The sequence below is a fragment of the Winogradskyella algicola genome (genome assembly GCF_005869935.1).
In the GTDB taxonomy this organism is placed as follows: domain Bacteria; phylum Bacteroidota; class Bacteroidia; order Flavobacteriales; family Flavobacteriaceae; genus Winogradskyella; species Winogradskyella algicola.
This window is the reverse complement of record NZ_SZQF01000008.1, coordinates 1-17,480: the sequence shown is the minus strand read 5'-3', so window position 1 is coordinate 17,480 and position 17,480 is coordinate 1. Positions and strand designations below refer to the sequence as shown.

Annotated in this window: 20 protein-coding genes and 1 tRNA gene; 11 read left to right on the top strand and 10 right to left on the bottom strand. The window is 33.8% G+C overall.

What is annotated here, in order from left to right:
• The first annotated feature begins 48 nt into the window (after nt 1-48).
• Both FC091_RS12275 and FC091_RS12270 read left to right on the top strand, forming a co-directional pair.
• Nucleotides 49-1,035, top strand: coding sequence for a peptidase associated/transthyretin-like domain-containing protein (locus tag FC091_RS12275; protein WP_138434563.1), 987 nt, complete (start codon nt 49-51; stop codon nt 1,033-1,035).
• Complete coding sequence (locus FC091_RS12270) at nt 1,028-1,384, top strand: DoxX family protein (protein ID WP_138434562.1); 357 nt, start codon at nt 1,028-1,030, stop codon at nt 1,382-1,384. The genes FC091_RS12275 and FC091_RS12270 overlap by 8 nt, the downstream gene beginning before the upstream one ends.
• Nucleotides 1,385-1,426: 42 nt before the next feature.
• Here FC091_RS12270 and FC091_RS12265 read toward each other — a convergent pair whose 3' ends face one another.
• Nucleotides 1,427-1,951, bottom strand: a complete 525-nt coding sequence (locus tag FC091_RS12265) for a hypothetical protein (protein WP_138434561.1) — start codon at nt 1,949-1,951, stop codon at nt 1,427-1,429.
• A 119-nt stretch (nt 1,952-2,070) separates the two neighbouring features.
• Nucleotides 2,071-2,751, bottom strand: a complete 681-nt coding sequence (locus FC091_RS12260; protein ID WP_138434560.1) for a M15 family metallopeptidase — start codon at nt 2,749-2,751, stop codon at nt 2,071-2,073.
• 32 nt (nt 2,752-2,783) lie between these two features.
• Between FC091_RS12260 and FC091_RS12255 the strand changes: the two genes are divergently transcribed.
• The 9 genes from FC091_RS12255 (at nt 2,784) to FC091_RS12215 (ending at nt 9,012) form a co-directional block, all read left to right on the top strand.
• Nucleotides 2,784-3,389 (top strand): alpha-ketoglutarate-dependent dioxygenase AlkB family protein, encoded by a 606-nt coding sequence (locus FC091_RS12255; RefSeq protein ID WP_138434559.1) that lies wholly within the window; start codon nt 2,784-2,786, stop codon nt 3,387-3,389.
• A 376-nt stretch (nt 3,390-3,765) separates the two neighbouring features.
• Nucleotides 3,766-4,692 (top strand): alpha/beta hydrolase family protein, encoded by a 927-nt coding sequence (locus FC091_RS12250; protein ID WP_138434558.1) that lies wholly within the window; start codon nt 3,766-3,768, stop codon nt 4,690-4,692.
• A 293-nt stretch (nt 4,693-4,985) separates the two neighbouring features.
• Nucleotides 4,986-5,846 (top strand): SPFH domain-containing protein, encoded by an 861-nt coding sequence (locus tag FC091_RS12245; RefSeq protein ID WP_138434557.1) that lies wholly within the window; start codon nt 4,986-4,988, stop codon nt 5,844-5,846.
• Nucleotides 5,847-5,848: 2 nt separating this feature from the next.
• Nucleotides 5,849-6,028: a hypothetical protein gene (locus tag FC091_RS12240; protein WP_138434556.1), complete on the top strand. Its 180-nt coding sequence runs from the start codon at nt 5,849-5,851 to the stop codon at nt 6,026-6,028.
• Nucleotides 6,025-6,192, top strand: coding sequence for a DUF4177 domain-containing protein (locus FC091_RS12235; protein ID WP_138434555.1), 168 nt, complete (start codon nt 6,025-6,027; stop codon nt 6,190-6,192). The genes FC091_RS12240 and FC091_RS12235 overlap by 4 nt, the downstream gene beginning before the upstream one ends.
• Nucleotides 6,192-6,701, top strand: a complete 510-nt coding sequence (locus FC091_RS15240) for a hypothetical protein (protein WP_171032521.1) — start codon at nt 6,192-6,194, stop codon at nt 6,699-6,701. Before FC091_RS12235 ends, FC091_RS15240 begins: the two co-directional genes overlap by 1 nt.
• Complete coding sequence (locus tag FC091_RS12225) at nt 6,694-6,873, top strand: Arc family DNA binding domain-containing protein (RefSeq protein ID WP_076617084.1); 180 nt, start codon at nt 6,694-6,696, stop codon at nt 6,871-6,873. Before FC091_RS15240 ends, FC091_RS12225 begins: the two co-directional genes overlap by 8 nt.
• Before the next feature lie 66 nt (nt 6,874-6,939).
• The gene (locus FC091_RS12220; protein ID WP_138434554.1) at nt 6,940-8,250 is read left to right on the top strand and encodes a DUF819 family protein; all 1,311 of its coding nucleotides are present in this window, start codon (nt 6,940-6,942) and stop codon (nt 8,248-8,250) included.
• Nucleotides 8,251-8,301: 51 nt separating this feature from the next.
• On the top strand, nt 8,302-9,012 hold the full coding sequence (locus tag FC091_RS12215; protein ID WP_138434553.1) for a DUF4369 domain-containing protein: 711 nt from the start codon (nt 8,302-8,304) through the stop codon (nt 9,010-9,012).
• A 516-nt stretch (nt 9,013-9,528) separates the two neighbouring features.
• Here FC091_RS12215 and FC091_RS12210 read toward each other — a convergent pair.
• The 8 genes from FC091_RS12210 to FC091_RS12175 all read right to left on the bottom strand — a co-directional run.
• A tRNA-Thr gene (locus tag FC091_RS12210) sits at nt 9,529-9,602 on the bottom strand.
• Nucleotides 9,603-9,650: 48 nt separating this feature from the next.
• A complete protein-coding gene (locus tag FC091_RS12205) occupies nt 9,651-9,920 on the bottom strand; it encodes a hypothetical protein (protein WP_076617092.1) in 270 nt (89 codons plus the stop codon).
• Nucleotides 9,921-9,979: 59 nt separating this feature from the next.
• Nucleotides 9,980-10,951 carry a type I phosphomannose isomerase catalytic subunit gene (locus tag FC091_RS12200; RefSeq protein ID WP_138434552.1) on the bottom strand — a complete coding sequence of 324 codons (972 nt, stop codon included), beginning with the start codon at nt 10,949-10,951 and terminating at the stop codon, nt 9,980-9,982.
• 3 nt (nt 10,952-10,954) lie between these two features.
• Nucleotides 10,955-11,365 carry a 6-pyruvoyl trahydropterin synthase family protein gene (locus tag FC091_RS12195; RefSeq protein ID WP_138434551.1) on the bottom strand — a complete coding sequence of 137 codons (411 nt, stop codon included), beginning with the start codon at nt 11,363-11,365 and terminating at the stop codon, nt 10,955-10,957.
• Complete coding sequence (gene idi, locus FC091_RS12190) at nt 11,362-11,889, bottom strand: isopentenyl-diphosphate Delta-isomerase (RefSeq protein WP_138434550.1); 528 nt, start codon at nt 11,887-11,889, stop codon at nt 11,362-11,364. Before idi ends, FC091_RS12195 begins: the two co-directional genes overlap by 4 nt.
• 105 nt (nt 11,890-11,994) lie before the next feature.
• On the bottom strand, nt 11,995-13,974 hold the full coding sequence (locus tag FC091_RS12185; protein ID WP_246035907.1) for an OmpA family protein: 1,980 nt from the start codon (nt 13,972-13,974) through the stop codon (nt 11,995-11,997).
• A gap of 10 nt (nt 13,975-13,984) precedes the next feature.
• Nucleotides 13,985-14,914 (bottom strand): PorP/SprF family type IX secretion system membrane protein, encoded by a 930-nt coding sequence (locus FC091_RS12180; protein ID WP_138434549.1) that lies wholly within the window; start codon nt 14,912-14,914, stop codon nt 13,985-13,987.
• Nucleotides 14,915-14,943: 29 nt separating this feature from the next.
• On the bottom strand, nt 14,944-17,480 hold a 2,537-nt coding region (locus FC091_RS12175), incomplete at its 5' end, for a DUF7507 domain-containing protein (RefSeq protein WP_138434548.1).

Sequence of the window (17,480 nt, the reverse complement as noted above, 5' to 3'; positions counted from 1 at the left end):
CATTTAATTATTTGTAGTGCTGAATTTATTTCAGCATCTTTATAATCTATGAATTCCAAATTTTACATAACTTTATTTTTTATCATTTTAGGCTGGTGTACCAGCTTTTCTCAAATCAAAGTCTTGGATAGTATTTCGCAAACTCCTGTTAGCTATGCAACCATATCATTTGGAAATGGCCAAGGTATTTTTGCAGATGATGATGGTATGTTTTATTTCAACAAAAAAATATATCCAGATGTAGACTCGCTTTATATTTCTGCAATAGGCTTTAAAAACCTCAATATTGCTACAGAAAATTTATCTAACCAGTTGTTATTACAGCCTCAAGCCGATGCCTTAGATGAAGTAGTACTTAGCACTAAGCTGAACAGAAAGTTTAAAGAAGAAACTTTAAAACCATATCTCGACGATGATTATTACAACTGTTGGCTACCAACTATAGAGTCTGAGATTGCAGTATATTTTTCTAAATCTTCAGACCAAGACCAAAAATTGACTAGTGTTACATTTCCTATTGCTTTAGAGTCTAAAGATTGGAAAAAGCGAAAACGTGCTAATAGCGATAAAAAGAAATTTTCAACCTTATTTAAGGTACAATTTTATGCCAATGACAATGGTAGACCTGGTAAAGTACTTACTTATGAAACTATAGTTTTTAGAGCTACAGAAAAAAACGGAGATGCTTATGAGTTGAATGTTGAAGACTACGATATTTATATTCCAAAAGATGGTTTTTTTGTATCCATTCAAGTGATGGGCTACACCAATAAAGAAGGCAAACTTTTGCCGAACAAGAAATACAAGGAAATAAAAACTAAAAGTGGTACAGTAAAAATTCCGACCAATTTTAGACCACTTCTACCCTTTACTGATGAGATTGAAAGTAAAAATACTTACATAAAACGTATTTTTATAAATGGTAATAATTGGGTAAAATTTGATAAAGGCAACGGTTTTAAATCTAGCTTACTCGACAAAAATCTTTTTAATTACGGCATTGGCATAACCTATAAAACATTTAAAGATGAATAACCCAATTGGACTATACATTATGGCTGGCATGTACATTTTGGCAGGCCTTATGCACTTTGTTAAACCCAAAATGTATATGCGTATTATGCCAAGATACTTACCAAACCACAAATTTCTTGTGCTGCTGAGTGGTATTGCCGAAATTATTTTGGGAGCAGCTTTGTTATTCTCAGAAACTAAGGCATTTGCCATTTATGGTATCATAGCAATGCTAGTTGTATTTCTGTTAGTTCATTTTTATATGTTATCTAGCGAAAAAGCTTCTGCAGGCATTCCAAAATGGATATTAATTTTAAGAATTCCACTTCAATTTTTATTGATGTATTGGGCTTGGGTTTATTTAAGTTAGGAGGAAAGGTCTATTTCTCTCGTTTTAATCCTTCGATAACTATTACCATGTAATAGTTTCTGTTTCTAAAATATAATTAGAACCATCAGTAAAAGTAAACTCGAAACTGAACGATAATTGTTGATTTATTTCTGGTCTTGTAATTAATGAAAATTTTTCAAAATCAAAATTTGATTTACCACCATCTCCTATTTGATTTATATAGGTAATATAATTGTTTAAATCAGTAGTTACAGAAGTCATATCACTTCCATTAAAGTAATTAACGCTAATTAACTCATTTAGAGGTGTACCTGATAGATATTCTGAAGAAAAGTCTTGATTAGAAGTCACTACTATATTGTTTATCCATTTAATTGGATTGTAGGTGTCATCACAACCAAAAGCATAGGCTGAGTGAATGAGCCTTAGGTCAAATTTGAACAACTGAGCAACAACAGTCTCTTCAGTTATAAGGTCAAATTCTAATATGTCATTAGTAGATATAAAGGTACTATTAGGTGAAAAAATATCATCTATTATTTCTGTATCATAATTTTCACATTTACCACAAGAAGTTATTATCATTAATGAATAATAAATAAATAATATTATGCTAAGCTTTTTTCTCAATTTTATTTTTTAATTAAATGGTAAAAATCAAAAAGGTTGCGTTTAAGCTGGTCTAAAATGTAAATATTATAAATCTACTCAACCTCAAAATCAAAATAAGTCTTTGGGAAAGGCTCCCAACGCAAGGTAAAATGCCACCATTCTTTTGGGTAATTTCTAAAATTGTGTTTTAACATGATGCGTTGCAATATCTGACGATTCTCTTTTTGTTGCTCTGTAATATTAGGATAGTCTACCCAAGATTGTTCACCAAAAAAATCAAAAGGACTTCCCATATCTAAGGGTTTACCAGTATTGCCATCTATAATCGTAAGATCAACAGTGCTTCCTCTACTATGACCAGATTTTGAGGCTATGTAACCAGCCTTAAATAAATTCCGTTTTTTTACATCAGGATAAAAAACAGACTTATTCACTGTGTCATTCAATACTTTTGCCCAACGCACAAAATGGTTTACAGCACGCTGTGGTCTGTAACCATCATGAACCAGCAAACATAAATTTTGCTCTTGCAGTTCTTCTTGCACTAACTTCAGCTTTTCTGCTGCTGCTAGAGTTAAAATTAAACGATTAGATTTGTAACCATAAATGGTATCACCAACAAAATTGTTTGTGGTATAATATTTTAACGCTACATCGAGATCTGGTATTACCGACTTAACGTACACAAATCCTTCAGGTAACTCTTGTTTCTGGTAAAAACCAAAGCACAAAAAACCTAAAGTAATTATTGATATGAGAATTTTATTTTTCATGGCGATGCACTAATTTAGAGAAAAATTATGCTATGAACTTGTTTTCGAAAGAGAAACAACATTTTAATTTACCAAATGCCGAGCTTATCTATGTACCAGAGTTTTTCAATTCTCAGGAATCCGATAACTATTATAGAATTATAAAAGACGAAACCAACTGGCAACATGATGATATTACGGTTTTTGGAAAAACGTATAAACAGCCTAGGTTAACAGCACTTTTTGGAGAAACAAACCAAACTTACAGTTACTCTAACATCACAATGCATACTGAAGCTTTCACTAAAGACTTGTTGGATATTAAATCTAAGGTTGAAAAATTCTCAGATGAAACATTCAATACGTTGTTAATCAATTTGTATCGCGATGGTAGTGACAGTAACGGTTGGCATGCAGATAACGAAAAAGAATTAGGAAAAAATCCAATTATCGCATCAGTTAGTTTTGGTGAAGAACGACCATTTCATTTTAAACATAGAACCATCAAAGACGAGCGTCACAAAATAATATTAGAACACGGCAGTTTACTACTAATGAAAGGCGAAATGCAACATTATTGGTTGCATCAAATTGCCAAGACTAAGCGACATATACAACCGAGAATAAACTTAACATTTAGAAGACTTGTACAAGTGTAAAAACAAAAAACCGGGTTCCCTCAAACCCGGTTTTTCTAATTTGCTTTTTTTATTATGTAAGTAGATTTAGGGTCTCTAAGTCAACATAACATAATGCAAATATTAATTAATTAATCCATTGAACTAAAAACTAAATTTTAGTACACTTCAAATATATAATTAGGTTTTAATTTAGTCGCTCAAAAACACTATTAATCGATGAAATACATTTAATTTTAACATTTAAAGATAAAAACGTGCGTTTCGTCGATAAAATGCATACACCTAAAAAATAAAATTGTATTAAAAATGATAATAAAATCATTGCAAAAAAGTTGAAAAACTAAATTATTAAAAACATTATCCGTTAACTTTACAAAACAAAACCTTGTTAACAATGAAGCATTATATAGCAATAGTTTTAATATTGATTTTTTCCGTTTCTTTTAGTCAAGAAAAAACATTTACAGAAGAAGAAGTATCAATTTCTAAATTTATTGATGGGACTTTACTAATCCCTAACGATAACCAAAAATCAGCTTTAGCTATTATTATAGCGGGTTCTGGCCCAACAGATAGAAACGGAAATCAGAACTTTTTAAAAAATAATTCACTAAAAAAACTTGCTGAGAATTTAACTAACAGCGGTATAGCCACTTTTAGATACGACAAGCGTGTGGTAAAACAAATACGTCAAGGTAATGTAGATAAGGATATGATGTTTGATGATTTTGTAAATGATGCAAAAGATGTCATAGATTATTTTAATGAGAAAGAAACATACTCAAAAATCTATGTTATTGGTCATAGTCAAGGAAGTCTAGTTGGCATGCTAGCTTCAAAGGAAAATGTAGACGGCTTTATATCATTAGCCGGTGCAGGCCAAAACATTGGAGATGTTATCGTAGACCAGGTTACAAACATGGCACCCAAACTTGGTGAAGAAGCGCAAAAAGTAGTCGATAAACTAAAAAAAGGTGAAACTACAACTGATTATCCTCAGGCATTAGTTTCTGTTTTCAATATAGATATTCAACCTTTCATGATGAATTGGATGCAATACAATCCAACAGAAGTTATTAGCGAATTGAAGATTCCTGTATTAATTGTAAATGGCACAAAAGATCTTCAAGTATCACAAAATGAGGCAAAACTACTTAAAGAAGCAAACGAAAAAGCTCAATTACAGATTATTGAAAACATGAACCATGTTCTTTTTGAAATTGAAGGAGATGATTTAGAAAATTCTAAATCTTACAATGAAGCATTTAGGGAAATTTCAACTAAACTTGTTGATAGTATTGTAGAGTTTATAGGTTCTTGAAAACATTTATAACATTACTAAAATCAAAAAAGCATCTCAAATTTGAGATGCTTTTTTACTAACTAACCAACCAAAATGTAATGTCGCGATTTTGTAGTGTTGTTACGCTTGTAACTCTCGCTATATCCATTACACTTAATATGTAACAAACTGCGTGCCAAACTCAAATTTTTAATTTTTTTCATAAAAATTGTAACAAATATTTGGTTTGTCACACTAATATTATATATCTTTATGATATCATTTTAATATCATATTGAATTTTAAATGATTAACCAATTAAATTTTTAATTATGAAAGAAGAGAAAATCATCATCCCAGCAAATGGCTACTTTATGTTATTTGTCTTTTTAGTATTATTCTTTGGAAGTATTGTTACTATGATTACTTTAAAAACACCATGGCCAATTATTACTATAGTTTTATCTCTTGTTATGGCTTTTGGGTTTGTAATGGTACAACCAAACGGCTCTAGAGTACTGCTTTTATTTGGTAAGTATGTAGGTACTATTAAAAAAAACGGTTTTTATTGGGTAAATCCATTTTATACCAAAAAGAAAATCTCACTTAGAGCAAGTAACTTTGATAGTGAGCGTCTTAAAGTAAACGACAAACTTGGTAATCCCGTGATGATAAGCACCATTTTGGTATGGCGTGTACAAGACACCTACAAAGCTGCTTTTGATGTAGACAACTACGAAAACTTTGTGCGTGTGCAAACCGATGCTGCAGTGCGTAAATTGGCAAGTATGTATCCTTACGATAATTTTGCGGACGAAGGGCATGATGAAGATATTACACTTCGCTCTAGTGTAAACGAAGTTAGCGAGGCCTTAGAAAAAGAAATTGACGAGCGCTTATCTATTGCCGGAATTGAAGTTTTAGAAGCACGGATTGGTTACTTAGCCTATGCTCAAGAAATCGCAAATGCCATGTTAAAGCGTCAGCAAGCTACTGCTATTGTTGCTGCGAGACATAAAATTGTTGAAGGTGCTGTAAGCATGGTAGAAATGGCTATAGAAGAACTTAATAAAAACCAAGTTGTTGAACTAGATGAGGAACGTAAAGCAGCAATGGTAAGTAATCTTATGGTTGTTCTTTGTGGAGATAAAGAAGCTGCACCAGTAGTTAATACCGGAACATTAAGTCATTAATCATGAACAAAAATCAAACATATAGCATTGCTTTAGGTAGCGCTTTCGGAACAAGTATAGGAACGTCTATCGGAGCTGTTACTGGTACCGTAGCTATGGGCACTGTCTACGGTTCTGTAATAGGCTTTATAGTAGGTGTAGTATTAGCATTGGTCATATTCAAAGCAGATAAGGAAAAATGAAAGAATACAAAGTAATAAAGCCAAAACTAGGCTGGAAAAATCATACTGACAGATTGGAAGACATTCTAAACAAGTATGCAAAAGAAGGTTGGCGATTGGTCGAAATAACACCAAACCAACATATGATATCGTTTATAGTTTTTGAACGCGATAAAAATAGATAATGCGAATTTTTAAAGAAGAACAACGTTTTAACCAAACATGGATTATTGTGCTTTTAGTACTCAGCGCAATAATCCCTTCAGTCATAATTACCAATAGGTATCTAGAAAATTCAGAGTCATTATCTACAGCAGAATTTATTGGCACGCTATCTATTGTTGTAATTGCAACAGGATTAATTTTCTTCTTTAAATTATCTACCAGAATTGATGAAAAAGGAATTTACTATAAATTCTTCCCCTTTCAATTTAAACCCAAGCTAATAGAATGGCAAGAGATCAATAAAGCCTACGTTAGAAATTACGATGCCATTACAGAGTATGGTGGTTGGGGACTGAAAGGTGGTGCGCTTTGGAATAAATCTAAAGGAAGAGCTATCAATGTATCAGGAGATATAGGTATCCAACTCCAACTAAAAAACGGTAAAAAATTATTAATTGGCACTCAGAAAAAAGAAGAAGCCATACGAGTATTAGAAGCTTACAAAATAAAATTAAATACTGATGTCTAAGAAAAAAGCCTTTGCATTACGAATAAATGAAGATATGCTAAAAGCCATTGAAAAATGGGCAGCAGATGAGTTTCGTAGTACCAACGGACAAATAGAATGGATGCTAATGCAACATCTAAAAGAACACAACAGACAGCCCAAAAAGAAAGATAAACCAGATGAAGAAAAGTGATTGGAAACAGTCACTTTTTTATTGCCCTTTATTTTGGTATTTTGCGCATAACTAATAATCCTAACTATGGACAACTCTCCTATTTTCACCAACGATACAATTGTATTTGGTCTCCTAATGCTCGCCTTAGGTTTAGTCTTTATTACAGAATCTATTAAAACTGGTTTTTGGGCAAAATTCTACAAAATAGTGCCAGGCTTATTTATGGCATATATGTTACCGGCTGTTTTAACAACAACAGGACTTATTGCACCTGAATGGACAACAATTTCTGAAACTGGTGTGGAAACAGAACACAGCTCTAATTTATATTATGTTGCCAGTCGTTATTTATTACCCGCAGCTTTAGTTTTAATGATACTTAGCATTGACTTAAAAGCTGTTTTTAATTTGGGCTGGAAAGCACTTGCCATGTTTTTTACTGGTACAATTGGTATTGTAATTGGTGGTCCTATAGCAATCTTATTAATCTCGCTAGTTTCTCCAGAAACTGTTGGTGGTGTGGGTCCTGATGCTGTATGGAGAGGCCTATCTACACTTGCTGGAAGCTGGATTGGTGGTGGAGCTAACCAAACAGCCATGCTAGAAATTTATGGTTATAACCAAAAACTATATGGAGGTATGGTTTTCGTGGATATCGTTGTCGCCAACATCTGGATGGCTATCATTCTATTTGGCATTGGCAAACGCAACGGTATTAACAAGTGGTTAAAAGCTGATACATCTTCCATAGAAAGTTTAAAAGAAAAAGTGACTCAGTTTTCAGAAAAAGTAAAAAGAAATCCATCACTTACCGATCTTATGATTATTGTTGCTATCGCTTTTGGAACCGTTAGTATTGCGCACTTATGTGCTGGGTATTTGGCACCATTTTTTAAAGGTGTAGTAAATAATATTCAATCTGAAACAACCAGAAACGTATTTACATTTCTCGATTCTTCATTCTTCTGGATGATTAGTATATCAACAGTAATAGCAATTCTGCTATCCTTTACTAAAGCCAAGAATTATGAAGGTGCAGGTGCCAGTAAATTTGGTAGTGTATTTATCTATATCCTTGTTGCTACCATTGGAATGAAAATGGATCTAACCCTAATATTTGACAATCTAGGACTGATTGCTATAGGTGTAGTTTGGATGACGATTCATGCCTTGTTATTAATTCTTGTGGCAAAGCTTATTAAAGCACCATACTTCTTCTTGGCTGTAGGAAGCCAAGCTAATGTTGGTGGTGCCGCTTCTGCTCCAATTGTGGCTTCTGCTTTTCATCCTTCATTAGCAACGGTTGGTGTTTTACTTGCTGTTTTTGGTTATGCTGTAGGAACCATTGCAGCGATTGGCTGTACAATTTTAATGCAATTAGCAGCTGGTGGCTAGTATTTTTAATTTCAAAATAAGATATTTGCGCTGCTAAATTTCTATCTATCTATGACAAATTTCTATAAAACACTGAGCCTTTTAGCTTTACTATTAATGGTATGCTCTTGCGGAGAAGATAACAATACTAACTTCACCTTAAATGGCAGTATTAAAGGCCTTAAAAAAGGCGTTGTATATCTTCAAAAAGAAGTTGACTCTACCGTAATAGATTTAGATTCTATGGTTATCTCTGGTCAACCAGAATTTACGTTAAAAACAAATTTAGAAGAGCCAATGCTTTTATACCTTAAGCTCTTTAAAAATGATGGAGAAGAACATTACATTCCGTTTTTTGCTGATGAGGGCGTTACTGAAATAAAAACTACACTTAAGAACTTTAATTTTGATGCTGAAATAAAAGGTTCTAAACCACAAGATTTGCTTAATGAATATACCAAAGTAATGTCAAAATTTAATAATCAGAATTTAGATATTATAGAAGCTAATTTCTTAGCTCAAAAGAATAATGACAGTATAGCGGTAGACTCATTGAATAAAGCCTCAGAAGTATTATACAAACGTAAGTACTCGTATACAATTCAGTTTGCTCTAAATAACAGAGACAATATTATAGCGCCTTATTTGGCTTTGTATGAAGTTCCTTCTGCTAATCCTGTTTATGTAGATTCTATCTATAATGGTTTAACTGAAAATATTAAAAACTCATTTTACGGCAAAAAACTTGGAGATTTCATTGCTGAAAGAACCTCTGAACAATAAATGAACACTAGTTTATTGAAAAACAAAGCTCTAACTACAGATTGTAATTAGAGCTTTTTTATTTAAAAGTCGATAGAGGACACCCTTTGACTACGCTAAGGATAAACTTCTCGTCCTTTTGAGTTTTAGAAAACAAAAAACCAAACTACGAATATCGTAATTAGAGTTTCAATTTTAGAGTCGTTAGAGGGACTCCCTTCGACTACGCTCAGGATAAACTTCTCGTCCTTTTTAATTTTAGAAAACAAAAAACCCTAACTACGTAAATTGTAATTAGAGTTTCAATTTAGAGCCGATAGAGGGACTCCCTTCGACTACGCTCAGGATAAACTTCTCGTCCTTTTTAATTTTAGAAAATAAAAAACCCTAACCACGAAAATCGTAATTAGAGTTTCAATTTTAGAGCCGATAGAGGGACTCCCTTCGACTACGCTCAGGATAAACTTCTCGTCCTTTTTAATTTTAGAAAGTAAAAAACCCTAACCATGAAAATCGTAATTAGAGTTTCAATTTTAGAGCCGATAGAGGGACTCGAACCCACGACCTGCTGATTACAAATCAGCTGCTCTAGCCAGCTGAGCTATATCGGCGAAAAGCGGATGCAAAATTAAACCTTAAATTCAATTTTGCAAGTGCTTTTATTTTAATTTGTTTATTCTTTCGATTAATGCTCTGCCTTTAGATTCAAGGTCATTATTAATTGCTTTAAAATGTGATTTTGCATCGTCTACACTTCTATCGTTTACGCGAGCAATTAATTCATCAAAAGACGCAATGGCCTCGTCAATAATAGCATTACTCTCCTTAGTTGGTTTCTCGGTGTTTTCTAATTCCCAATAATAAACCGCCTCAATGATATCTCCAAAAACGTAATTAATATCTTTTTTTAAATCTCTTTTATTTGCCATAATAATCTATGTTAATTTGGATACAAATGTACGGAATACTTGATATACTTTATTAATATTTAAACGTAAACTTCGAGTAGTTTTGCACTCTTGGTAGACAACTTGAAATCTTTAACTACCGCAGGAATGAGGATAGTTTCACCTTTTGAAATTACCTCTCTTGTATTATCTGCTATAACTTCCACTTCTCCATCTACACACATATATATTAGAAATGAATCATGTGTGTTTTTGACAACCAATTCACTATCTAATTCCAAATAATTAGTTGTAAAAAAAGGACAACTTATCATGTTATTTGGTAAATTCTTTTCTTTACTGTAATTAACTCTGAAATCATCTTTTAAATCAAATTTAAAAGCATCTATAGCTATGTCATTATGCAATTCGCGTTTGTTACCGTGTTCGTCAACTCTATCCCAATCATAAACACGGTAGGTAACATCACTTGTCTGCTGTATTTCTGCCAATAAAACACCTGCACCAATAGCATGCACACGACCTGCTTCAATAAAATATGTATCGCCTGCTTTTACTTTATCAAAATTTAGAATATTTGTGAGAGTCTTTTCTTTAAGGTGCTTGAGATAAGTTTCCCTATCCATTTTTTGATTAAACCCAACTATTAAATTAGCATCATCATCGGCCTGCATAACATACCACATTTCGGTTTTACCGAAAGAATTGTGTCTGGTTTTTGCCAATTTATCATCTGGATGTAATTGAATACTTAAATCTTGTTTGGCATCTATAAACTTAATTAATAATGGAAAATCATTACCAAATCTTTCATAGTTCTTCTCACCTATTAATTCTCCTTTATATAATTCTAATAAATCTTGTAGGTTTTGAGAACTAAGCTTTCCATTAATAACTTTTGAAACATAACCTGCTACTGTGCTAATTTCCCAACTTTCTCCTAATTGATTAGAATTAGATGGTTTATTAAACTGTGCTGCAAGTTTGGTACCGCCCCAAATTTTATCTTTTAATATGGGCTTAAATCTTAAAGGATAAAGGTTATTCTTCATTAATTATTCTCCAGAGTATGTCACAAAATTACGTGGAGTTTCGTACAAAGTAATTTCCAAGTGAAATTTAGGATCTAATTTGGCTTTTACTTTGTTATAGATAACCACAGCTATATTTTCCGCAGTAGGATTTAAATCTTGAAACTCTGGAACTTCAATATTAAGATTCTTATGGTCAAAAGCATCCTCTACTTCAGATTTAATAATGTCCTTTAAAATCTTTACATCTATAACGTAACCTGTTTCAGGATCTATTTCCCCTGTTACACTAGCAATAAGTTCGTAATTATGACCATGAAAGTTAGGATTATTGCACAGTCCGAAAACTTCATCGTTTTTTTCAAAGCTCCAGTCTTTTCTGTAAAGTCTATGTGCTGCATTAAAATGTGCCTTTCTGTGTACTGTTACTTTCATAATTTTTTTACGTTTATAAATTCATAAAACTTATCGAAAATGATTTTAAACCAAGCTGTATAATGTTCTGGATGTAGAGCCATATCTTCTTTTACATCTTCTAATGGCATCCATTTCCAATCTGCTACTTCATCTTCATTTATATTGGGCTCACCATTATAATATCCAATCATAATATGATCGTACTCGTGCTCAGTTAACCCATTATCAAAAGGTGCTTTATAAATAAATGAGGTTGTCTCTTTTAATTCAGTTACAAATCCCATTTCCTCTTGCAATCGTCTTTTACCCGCTTTTAAATTAGTTTCTCCATCTCTTTGATGACTACAACACGTATTGGTCCATAAACCAGGTGAATGATACTTATGCCGAGCACGCTGCTGAAGCATCAATTCATTATTATCATTAAAAATAAAGACTGAGAAAGCTCTATGAAGTAATGCCTTTTCATGTGCTTCCATCTTTGGCATTAAGCCAATTTGATTATCGTTTTCATCTACAAGGATGACTTGTTCTTCTACCATAAAGCAAAATTAACTCCTAAAGGTCTAAAAAAGGTAAAGGATTTCATAAAAAATAGCCGTTTAATTACTTAAACGGCTATTTTTTATTTCTATATACTTGAAGTCTTATTCTTTATCGTCACAAGATTTACCATTAATACTTGTAATAATAAACTCACTTCGTCTATTAAGTTGATGTTCTTCTTCTGAACAACTAGACGCGTTGGTTGGCTCACAACCACAGTCATTAACTAATTGAGATTCTCCATAACCTTTAGCTGTTAAGCGCTCTGCCGCAATACCGTTATCTATTAAATACTGACGTGTAGATTTTGCTCTTCTATCAGATAGTCTCTCATTATAGTCTGCTAGTCCTCTACAGTCTGTATGCGAACGAATATCTATATTCATTGTTGGATATTTATTCAGTACAGCTAATACTTTCTGTAATTCTATTTCTGCATCGTATCTGATGTTTGATTTATCGAAGTCAAAATAAATGATAGGAATGTCTAAAATCTTAGCTAAATCATCACAAGGGTTGATTTCTTGTACATCCTTTTCTAAAAGCAATTGCAACTGCAATTCTTGCTTTTTCTTAGGTGTGGTGAAACGCTTCTCGTCAGAAATATAAGTCTCTTTTTCACCTCTGATAAGATATTCCATTTCACAATCTAACTCAAACTCAAAAGCTGCGTCTTCGCCTACAGTTTTACGCTCTATTTCTTTTCCTTCACTATCAAATAAAATAACTGTAGCATTAGGTATAAGCTCGTCTGTTTTTTTGTCCTGAACTGTTCCAAAAACTAATTGCTCGCATTCTGGTACTTCAAAGGTGTAGATATCATCACTACCTTTACCACCTTCTCTGTTAGAACTGAAATAAACACGTTTTGTTACTAAATTCTCGTAATAACCAAAATCGTCTGCAGAACTATTCACTGGTTCGCCTACATTTTGAATAGGAAAATTCCTATTAGAACCACCTTCAACTTTTTGGTCTAATTCTTCAGATTTAAAAACATCTAAGCCACCTAAACCTGGAAAACCAGTAGACGAAAAGAACAGATTACCGCTTGTATCCATAAATGGAAATGATTCTTGTCCTTCAGTATTTATTGATGGCCCTAAGTTTTCTGGTTTACCGAGCGTACCATCATCATTAACGTCTACTACAAAAATATCAGACTGTCCAAATGTACCTGCCATATCTGAAGCAAAATATAAACGTGTTCCTGTTACATTTAATGTTGGATGAGCAACACTGTAATCTTCACTGTTAAAATGTACTTTATGAATTTCGTCCCAAGTACCATCTTCACTCAAAGTAGCTCTATACAATTGCAGTCTGTTAACTCCTGTCCCATCTTCTTTATACTTTAATCTATAGAAGTTATTTCTTGTAAAGAACATGTATTTTCCATTTGGTGAAAATACTGCACTAGACTCGTGGTACTTAGTATTCACTTTACCTTCGATTGCTTTAGCTTCTCCAAAGCCATTTTCAGTTTTCTCTGCCGTATATAAATCTAAATATGGTTCTTCATTCCAACGATATTTACGACCTCCTCCTCTGGCTGAAGCAAACACAATTCCATTTTCGTATTCTGTAGTACCAAAATCTGAAAGTTCTGTATTGATTTCTAAATTCTGAATCTCAATATCATCACGACTCTGTTCTTGAATATTAGTTCTGTAATCTACTCTAGAAAGAAATGCTCTACCTCTCATATCGTCTGGCTTAAGCTCATTGAATTTCTTCATCCACTTGTCAGACTCTTCATAATTTTCAATCCCTTTGAGTGCTAAGGCATACCTAAAATAATATTCGGGATCAATTACTTCGTTCATAGTAAATAACTCACCATACCATTTAGCCGCATTTTCCATATCATTTCTAAAATAATAGGAATTTGCCAACTTCTGAAAAAGCTCTGCAGACTTATAGCCTTTATTGGCTACTTCAAGCAGGACTTCACTTGTTTTTACATAAGCAAAATCTCTGTAGTCATCTTCTACACTTTTTATTTTACCGTTTTGCGCATAGGCAGCTAAGGCAAACATACCTGCGCAAACTAAACTTGTATATCTTGAAATTGTTCTCATAGTCTTGTTTTTAGAAGAAACGTGGTGATAAAATTCGACCTAATCGCTTCACTTCAAATCTTAAAGTTATCTCGTGAGTTCCACCATTATAATTATTTAATCCAGTTGTGGTTAAATCATATCCATAACCAATAAACATTCCTGGTGTGGCCTGAAAACCTACAAGAGCACTAACTGAATCATCCCATCTCCATGCTAAACCAGCAGTAAGGTTTTTCTTGTACCAAAAGTTTGCTGAAACATCTGCGATTAATGGTGCACCTGAAACCCCTTTAACTAAAAATGCTGGCTTTAACTCTAGAGTTTCACTCAGATTAAACACATATCCACCAATTGCATAAAAATGCATTCGCTCATTAGCTAAAGAAACCTGAACATCATCATAATGCTCTGTTTCTAAAAAATTTGGAACTGCTAATCCTAAATACCACTTTCTAGTATGCATGTATAAACCTGCTCCAATAGTTGGAGACCATGTGCTTAAATTATCTGCAAATGTAGGGTCACCAACTTCTCTAATGACACCTAAAGACCAATCTGATTGTAAGTTATGGAAACCTCCTTTCACTCCAAACGATAATTTTAGATCATTAGCATTTAATGGAATAGTGTAAGAAAAATTAGCATCTAAGTAAGTTTCTCTTACTGGACCTAGAGCATCGCTTACAATATTTAGTCCCAAACCTATACGCTCATTTCGTAGTGGTGAATGAATACCTAAAGATTGTGTCTGTGGAGCTCCATCAATACCAACCCATTGAGATCTATGTAAACCTACAACACTTAACGTTTCTCTCTGACCAGCATAAGCTGGGTTCACACTCAATGTATTATACATATAATGGGTGTATTGAGGATCTTGCTGCGCATTTAAATCAGTTGCTAATAGTGTAGTAAACACCATTAAAATTAAACTTGCTTTTGATAATATACGTATCATCTTTCTGTCTTTTTTCTAAAGTTGTTTACTTATCTATTTATATATAACCATCCTACTCTTGGTTCTGATCCGTCACCGAGATTAAGAACATAATAGTATGTACCTACAGGTAACTTATCAGATTGATTAATTACTGCTCTACCGTTAGAACTTCCATCCCAATCATTTAGATATCCTTTTTCAGAGTACACGATGTTACCCCATCTGTTGTAGACTTCTAACTTATTATTCGGGAAACGTTCTATACAGTCTATTACGAATGTTTCATTTATTCCATCCCCATTTGGTGAGAATTCATTATAGATGGTTAAACATATCGGATCTACAGACGCTGTTCCTTCATCATTTACAGGATCTATATCTATACCTCCATCAGCACTATCAACAAATGCGGTATTAGTATAGTCACCAAAGCCTAATACTTCCACCGTTATTTCTAAAATTTCGACTTGATCAGGATCTAACTGCCCTACTGTCCATTCACCATCAAACTCTGAATATGTTCCTGCTGTAGTTATTGCTGATACAAATACATAACCTGTTGGTATTTCTTCACTTATAACCACGTTAGTTGCAGTAACGTTACCAATGTTGGCAACTTCAATGGTAAATGTTACTTCATCGCCTACAACTGGTCTTATTTCGTCAACAATTTTAGTTACTTCTAAATCAAAGATTGAATTAACAGGTGTTACTGTTGGATCATCTGGTTCACCGTCACCGTTATCATCATTATCATTGGTATCGTTAGGGTCATCACTTGTATCCCTTACATCATCTGATGGATCGCCTAAATCACCACCTGGTCCTTCAGCCGTTACATTAGCAGAGTTTGTTACAAAACCAATATCTAAATCAATTTGTGTAATTTCATAAGTTGCAGTAAATGTTGTACTATCAACTTCACCTGGAAGCAACTGTGCAATTGGTCCACCAACTAGATTAATACCTGGTAACAAATCTTCAACTTCAATGTTAGTTAATGTAACATTACCTGTATTTTCAACAACAAATACATAAGAAATTATATCTCCTAGACTACCTTCAATACCATCACCATTTGTATCTTCAAGAGGTAATGTTGTCTTAATAAGACTTATCATTGGTACTTGAGTTATTTCAGTATCTGTTACATCATCTTCTGTATTACCATCTGTATCATCACCATCATCACTATCATCAGATACGCTACCTCCTAAAGGATCTGTTCCATTAGTAACAGCTTGATTAGTAACAATTCCTGCATCGATATCAGCTTGAGTTAATGCATAAGTTGCTGTGTAAACTATCGTTCCTGAACCTACTATCATATCTTCTAGATCTGCTTCACCATCTTCATCACTACCTCCACTCACATAAGTTGGTGTTGGTAAAATTCCTGTTCCTGTGAAGTCTGCAGCATCCTCTGTAACACTAACATCAAATAATGTTACATTACCTGTGTTAGTAACTACATATGTATAAGTGATAATATCACCTGCATCAGCAACTCCATCTGCTCCAGTATCTAAACTACTTGTCTTCTCAATATTTATACTTGGAGATTGTGGAATACTAGTATCTGTTGGATCGTCCGTACTTGTTGGATCGGTTGGATCATCACTATCATCAGTAACTCCACCACCTAATGGATCTGTTCCACTAGCAACAGCTTGGTTAGTTACGATACCAGCATCAATATCCTCCTGAGTTAATGCATAAGTTGCTGTGTAAACTATCGTTCCTGAACCTACAATCATATCCTCAAGATCAGCTTCACCATCTTCATCACTACCTCCACTCACATAAGTTGGTGTTGGTAATAATCCTGTTCCTGTGAAGTCTACAGCATCCTCTGCAACACTTACATCAAAAACTGTAACATTACCTGTATTAGTAACTGTGTATGTATATGTTATAATATCTCCTACTGTTGCAATACCATCAGCACCTAAATCTAAACTACTCGTTTTTTCTATAGACAATGTTGGTAATTGTGGAATTACAGTATCTGTCGGATCATCATTACTTGTCGGATCCGTTGGATCATCACTATCATCAGTAACACCATCACCTAAAGGACCTGTTCCAGTAGCAACAGCTTGATTAGTCACTATACCTGCATCAATATCAGCTTGAGTTAATGCATAAGTTGCTGTGTAAACTATCGTTCCAGAACCTACAACCATATCCTCAAGATCTGCTTCACCATCTTCATCACTACCACCACTCACATAAGTAGGTGTTGGTAATACTCCTGCTCCCGTGAAGTCTGCAGCCTCCTCTGTAACACTTACATCAAAAATTGTAACGTTACCTGTGTTAGTAACTGTGTATGTATATGTTATAATATCTCCTACAGTTGCTATACCATCAGTACCTAAATCTAAACTACTTGTTTTTTCTATAGCCAACATTGGATCTTGAGATATAACTGTTTCCGTTGGATCGTCTTCGGTGTTGCCATCCGTGTCATCACCATCATCACTCGTGTCATCGACATTCGTGTCCGCTGGACTATCGCCATCAGCTAAAACACTGTTGCTAAAGCCGCCGGCATCTACCGCGTCCTGCCCGATGACATAGG

Excerpts from the sequence above, each read along its gene's own strand:
- FC091_RS12265 (WP_138434561.1), bottom strand. The coding sequence starts at position 1,951 with ATGATAATAACTTCTTGTGGTAAATGTGAAAATTATGATACAGAAATA.
- FC091_RS12275 (WP_138434563.1), top strand. The coding sequence starts at position 49 with ATGAATTCCAAATTTTACATAACTTTATTTTTTATCATTTTAGGCTGG.
- idi (WP_138434550.1), bottom strand. The coding sequence starts at position 11,889 with ATGGTAGAAGAACAAGTCATCCTTGTAGATGAAAACGATAATCAAATT.
- FC091_RS12240 (WP_138434556.1), top strand. The coding sequence starts at position 5,849 with ATGAACAAAAATCAAACATATAGCATTGCTTTAGGTAGCGCTTTCGGA.
- FC091_RS12255 (WP_138434559.1), top strand. The coding sequence starts at position 2,784 with ATGAACTTGTTTTCGAAAGAGAAACAACATTTTAATTTACCAAATGCC.
- FC091_RS12215 (WP_138434553.1), top strand. The coding sequence starts at position 8,302 with ATGACAAATTTCTATAAAACACTGAGCCTTTTAGCTTTACTATTAATG.
- FC091_RS12225 (WP_076617084.1), top strand. The coding sequence starts at position 6,694 with ATGTCTAAGAAAAAAGCCTTTGCATTACGAATAAATGAAGATATGCTA.
- FC091_RS12180 (WP_138434549.1), bottom strand. The coding sequence starts at position 14,914 with ATGATACGTATATTATCAAAAGCAAGTTTAATTTTAATGGTGTTTACT.
- FC091_RS12250 (WP_138434558.1), top strand. The coding sequence starts at position 3,766 with ATGAAGCATTATATAGCAATAGTTTTAATATTGATTTTTTCCGTTTCT.
- FC091_RS12245 (WP_138434557.1), top strand. The coding sequence starts at position 4,986 with ATGAAAGAAGAGAAAATCATCATCCCAGCAAATGGCTACTTTATGTTA.
- FC091_RS15240 (WP_171032521.1), top strand. The coding sequence starts at position 6,192 with ATGCGAATTTTTAAAGAAGAACAACGTTTTAACCAAACATGGATTATT.
- FC091_RS12235 (WP_138434555.1), top strand. The coding sequence starts at position 6,025 with ATGAAAGAATACAAAGTAATAAAGCCAAAACTAGGCTGGAAAAATCAT.
- FC091_RS12270 (WP_138434562.1), top strand. The coding sequence starts at position 1,028 with ATGAATAACCCAATTGGACTATACATTATGGCTGGCATGTACATTTTG.
- FC091_RS12195 (WP_138434551.1), bottom strand. The coding sequence starts at position 11,365 with ATGAAAGTAACAGTACACAGAAAGGCACATTTTAATGCAGCACATAGA.
- FC091_RS12200 (WP_138434552.1), bottom strand. The coding sequence starts at position 10,951 with ATGAAGAATAACCTTTATCCTTTAAGATTTAAGCCCATATTAAAAGAT.
- FC091_RS12260 (WP_138434560.1), bottom strand. The coding sequence starts at position 2,751 with ATGAAAAATAAAATTCTCATATCAATAATTACTTTAGGTTTTTTGTGC.
- FC091_RS12205 (WP_076617092.1), bottom strand. The coding sequence starts at position 9,920 with ATGGCAAATAAAAGAGATTTAAAAAAAGATATTAATTACGTTTTTGGA.
- FC091_RS12220 (WP_138434554.1), top strand. The coding sequence starts at position 6,940 with ATGGACAACTCTCCTATTTTCACCAACGATACAATTGTATTTGGTCTC.
- FC091_RS12185 (WP_246035907.1), bottom strand. The coding sequence starts at position 13,974 with ATGAGAACAATTTCAAGATATACAAGTTTAGTTTGCGCAGGTATGTTT.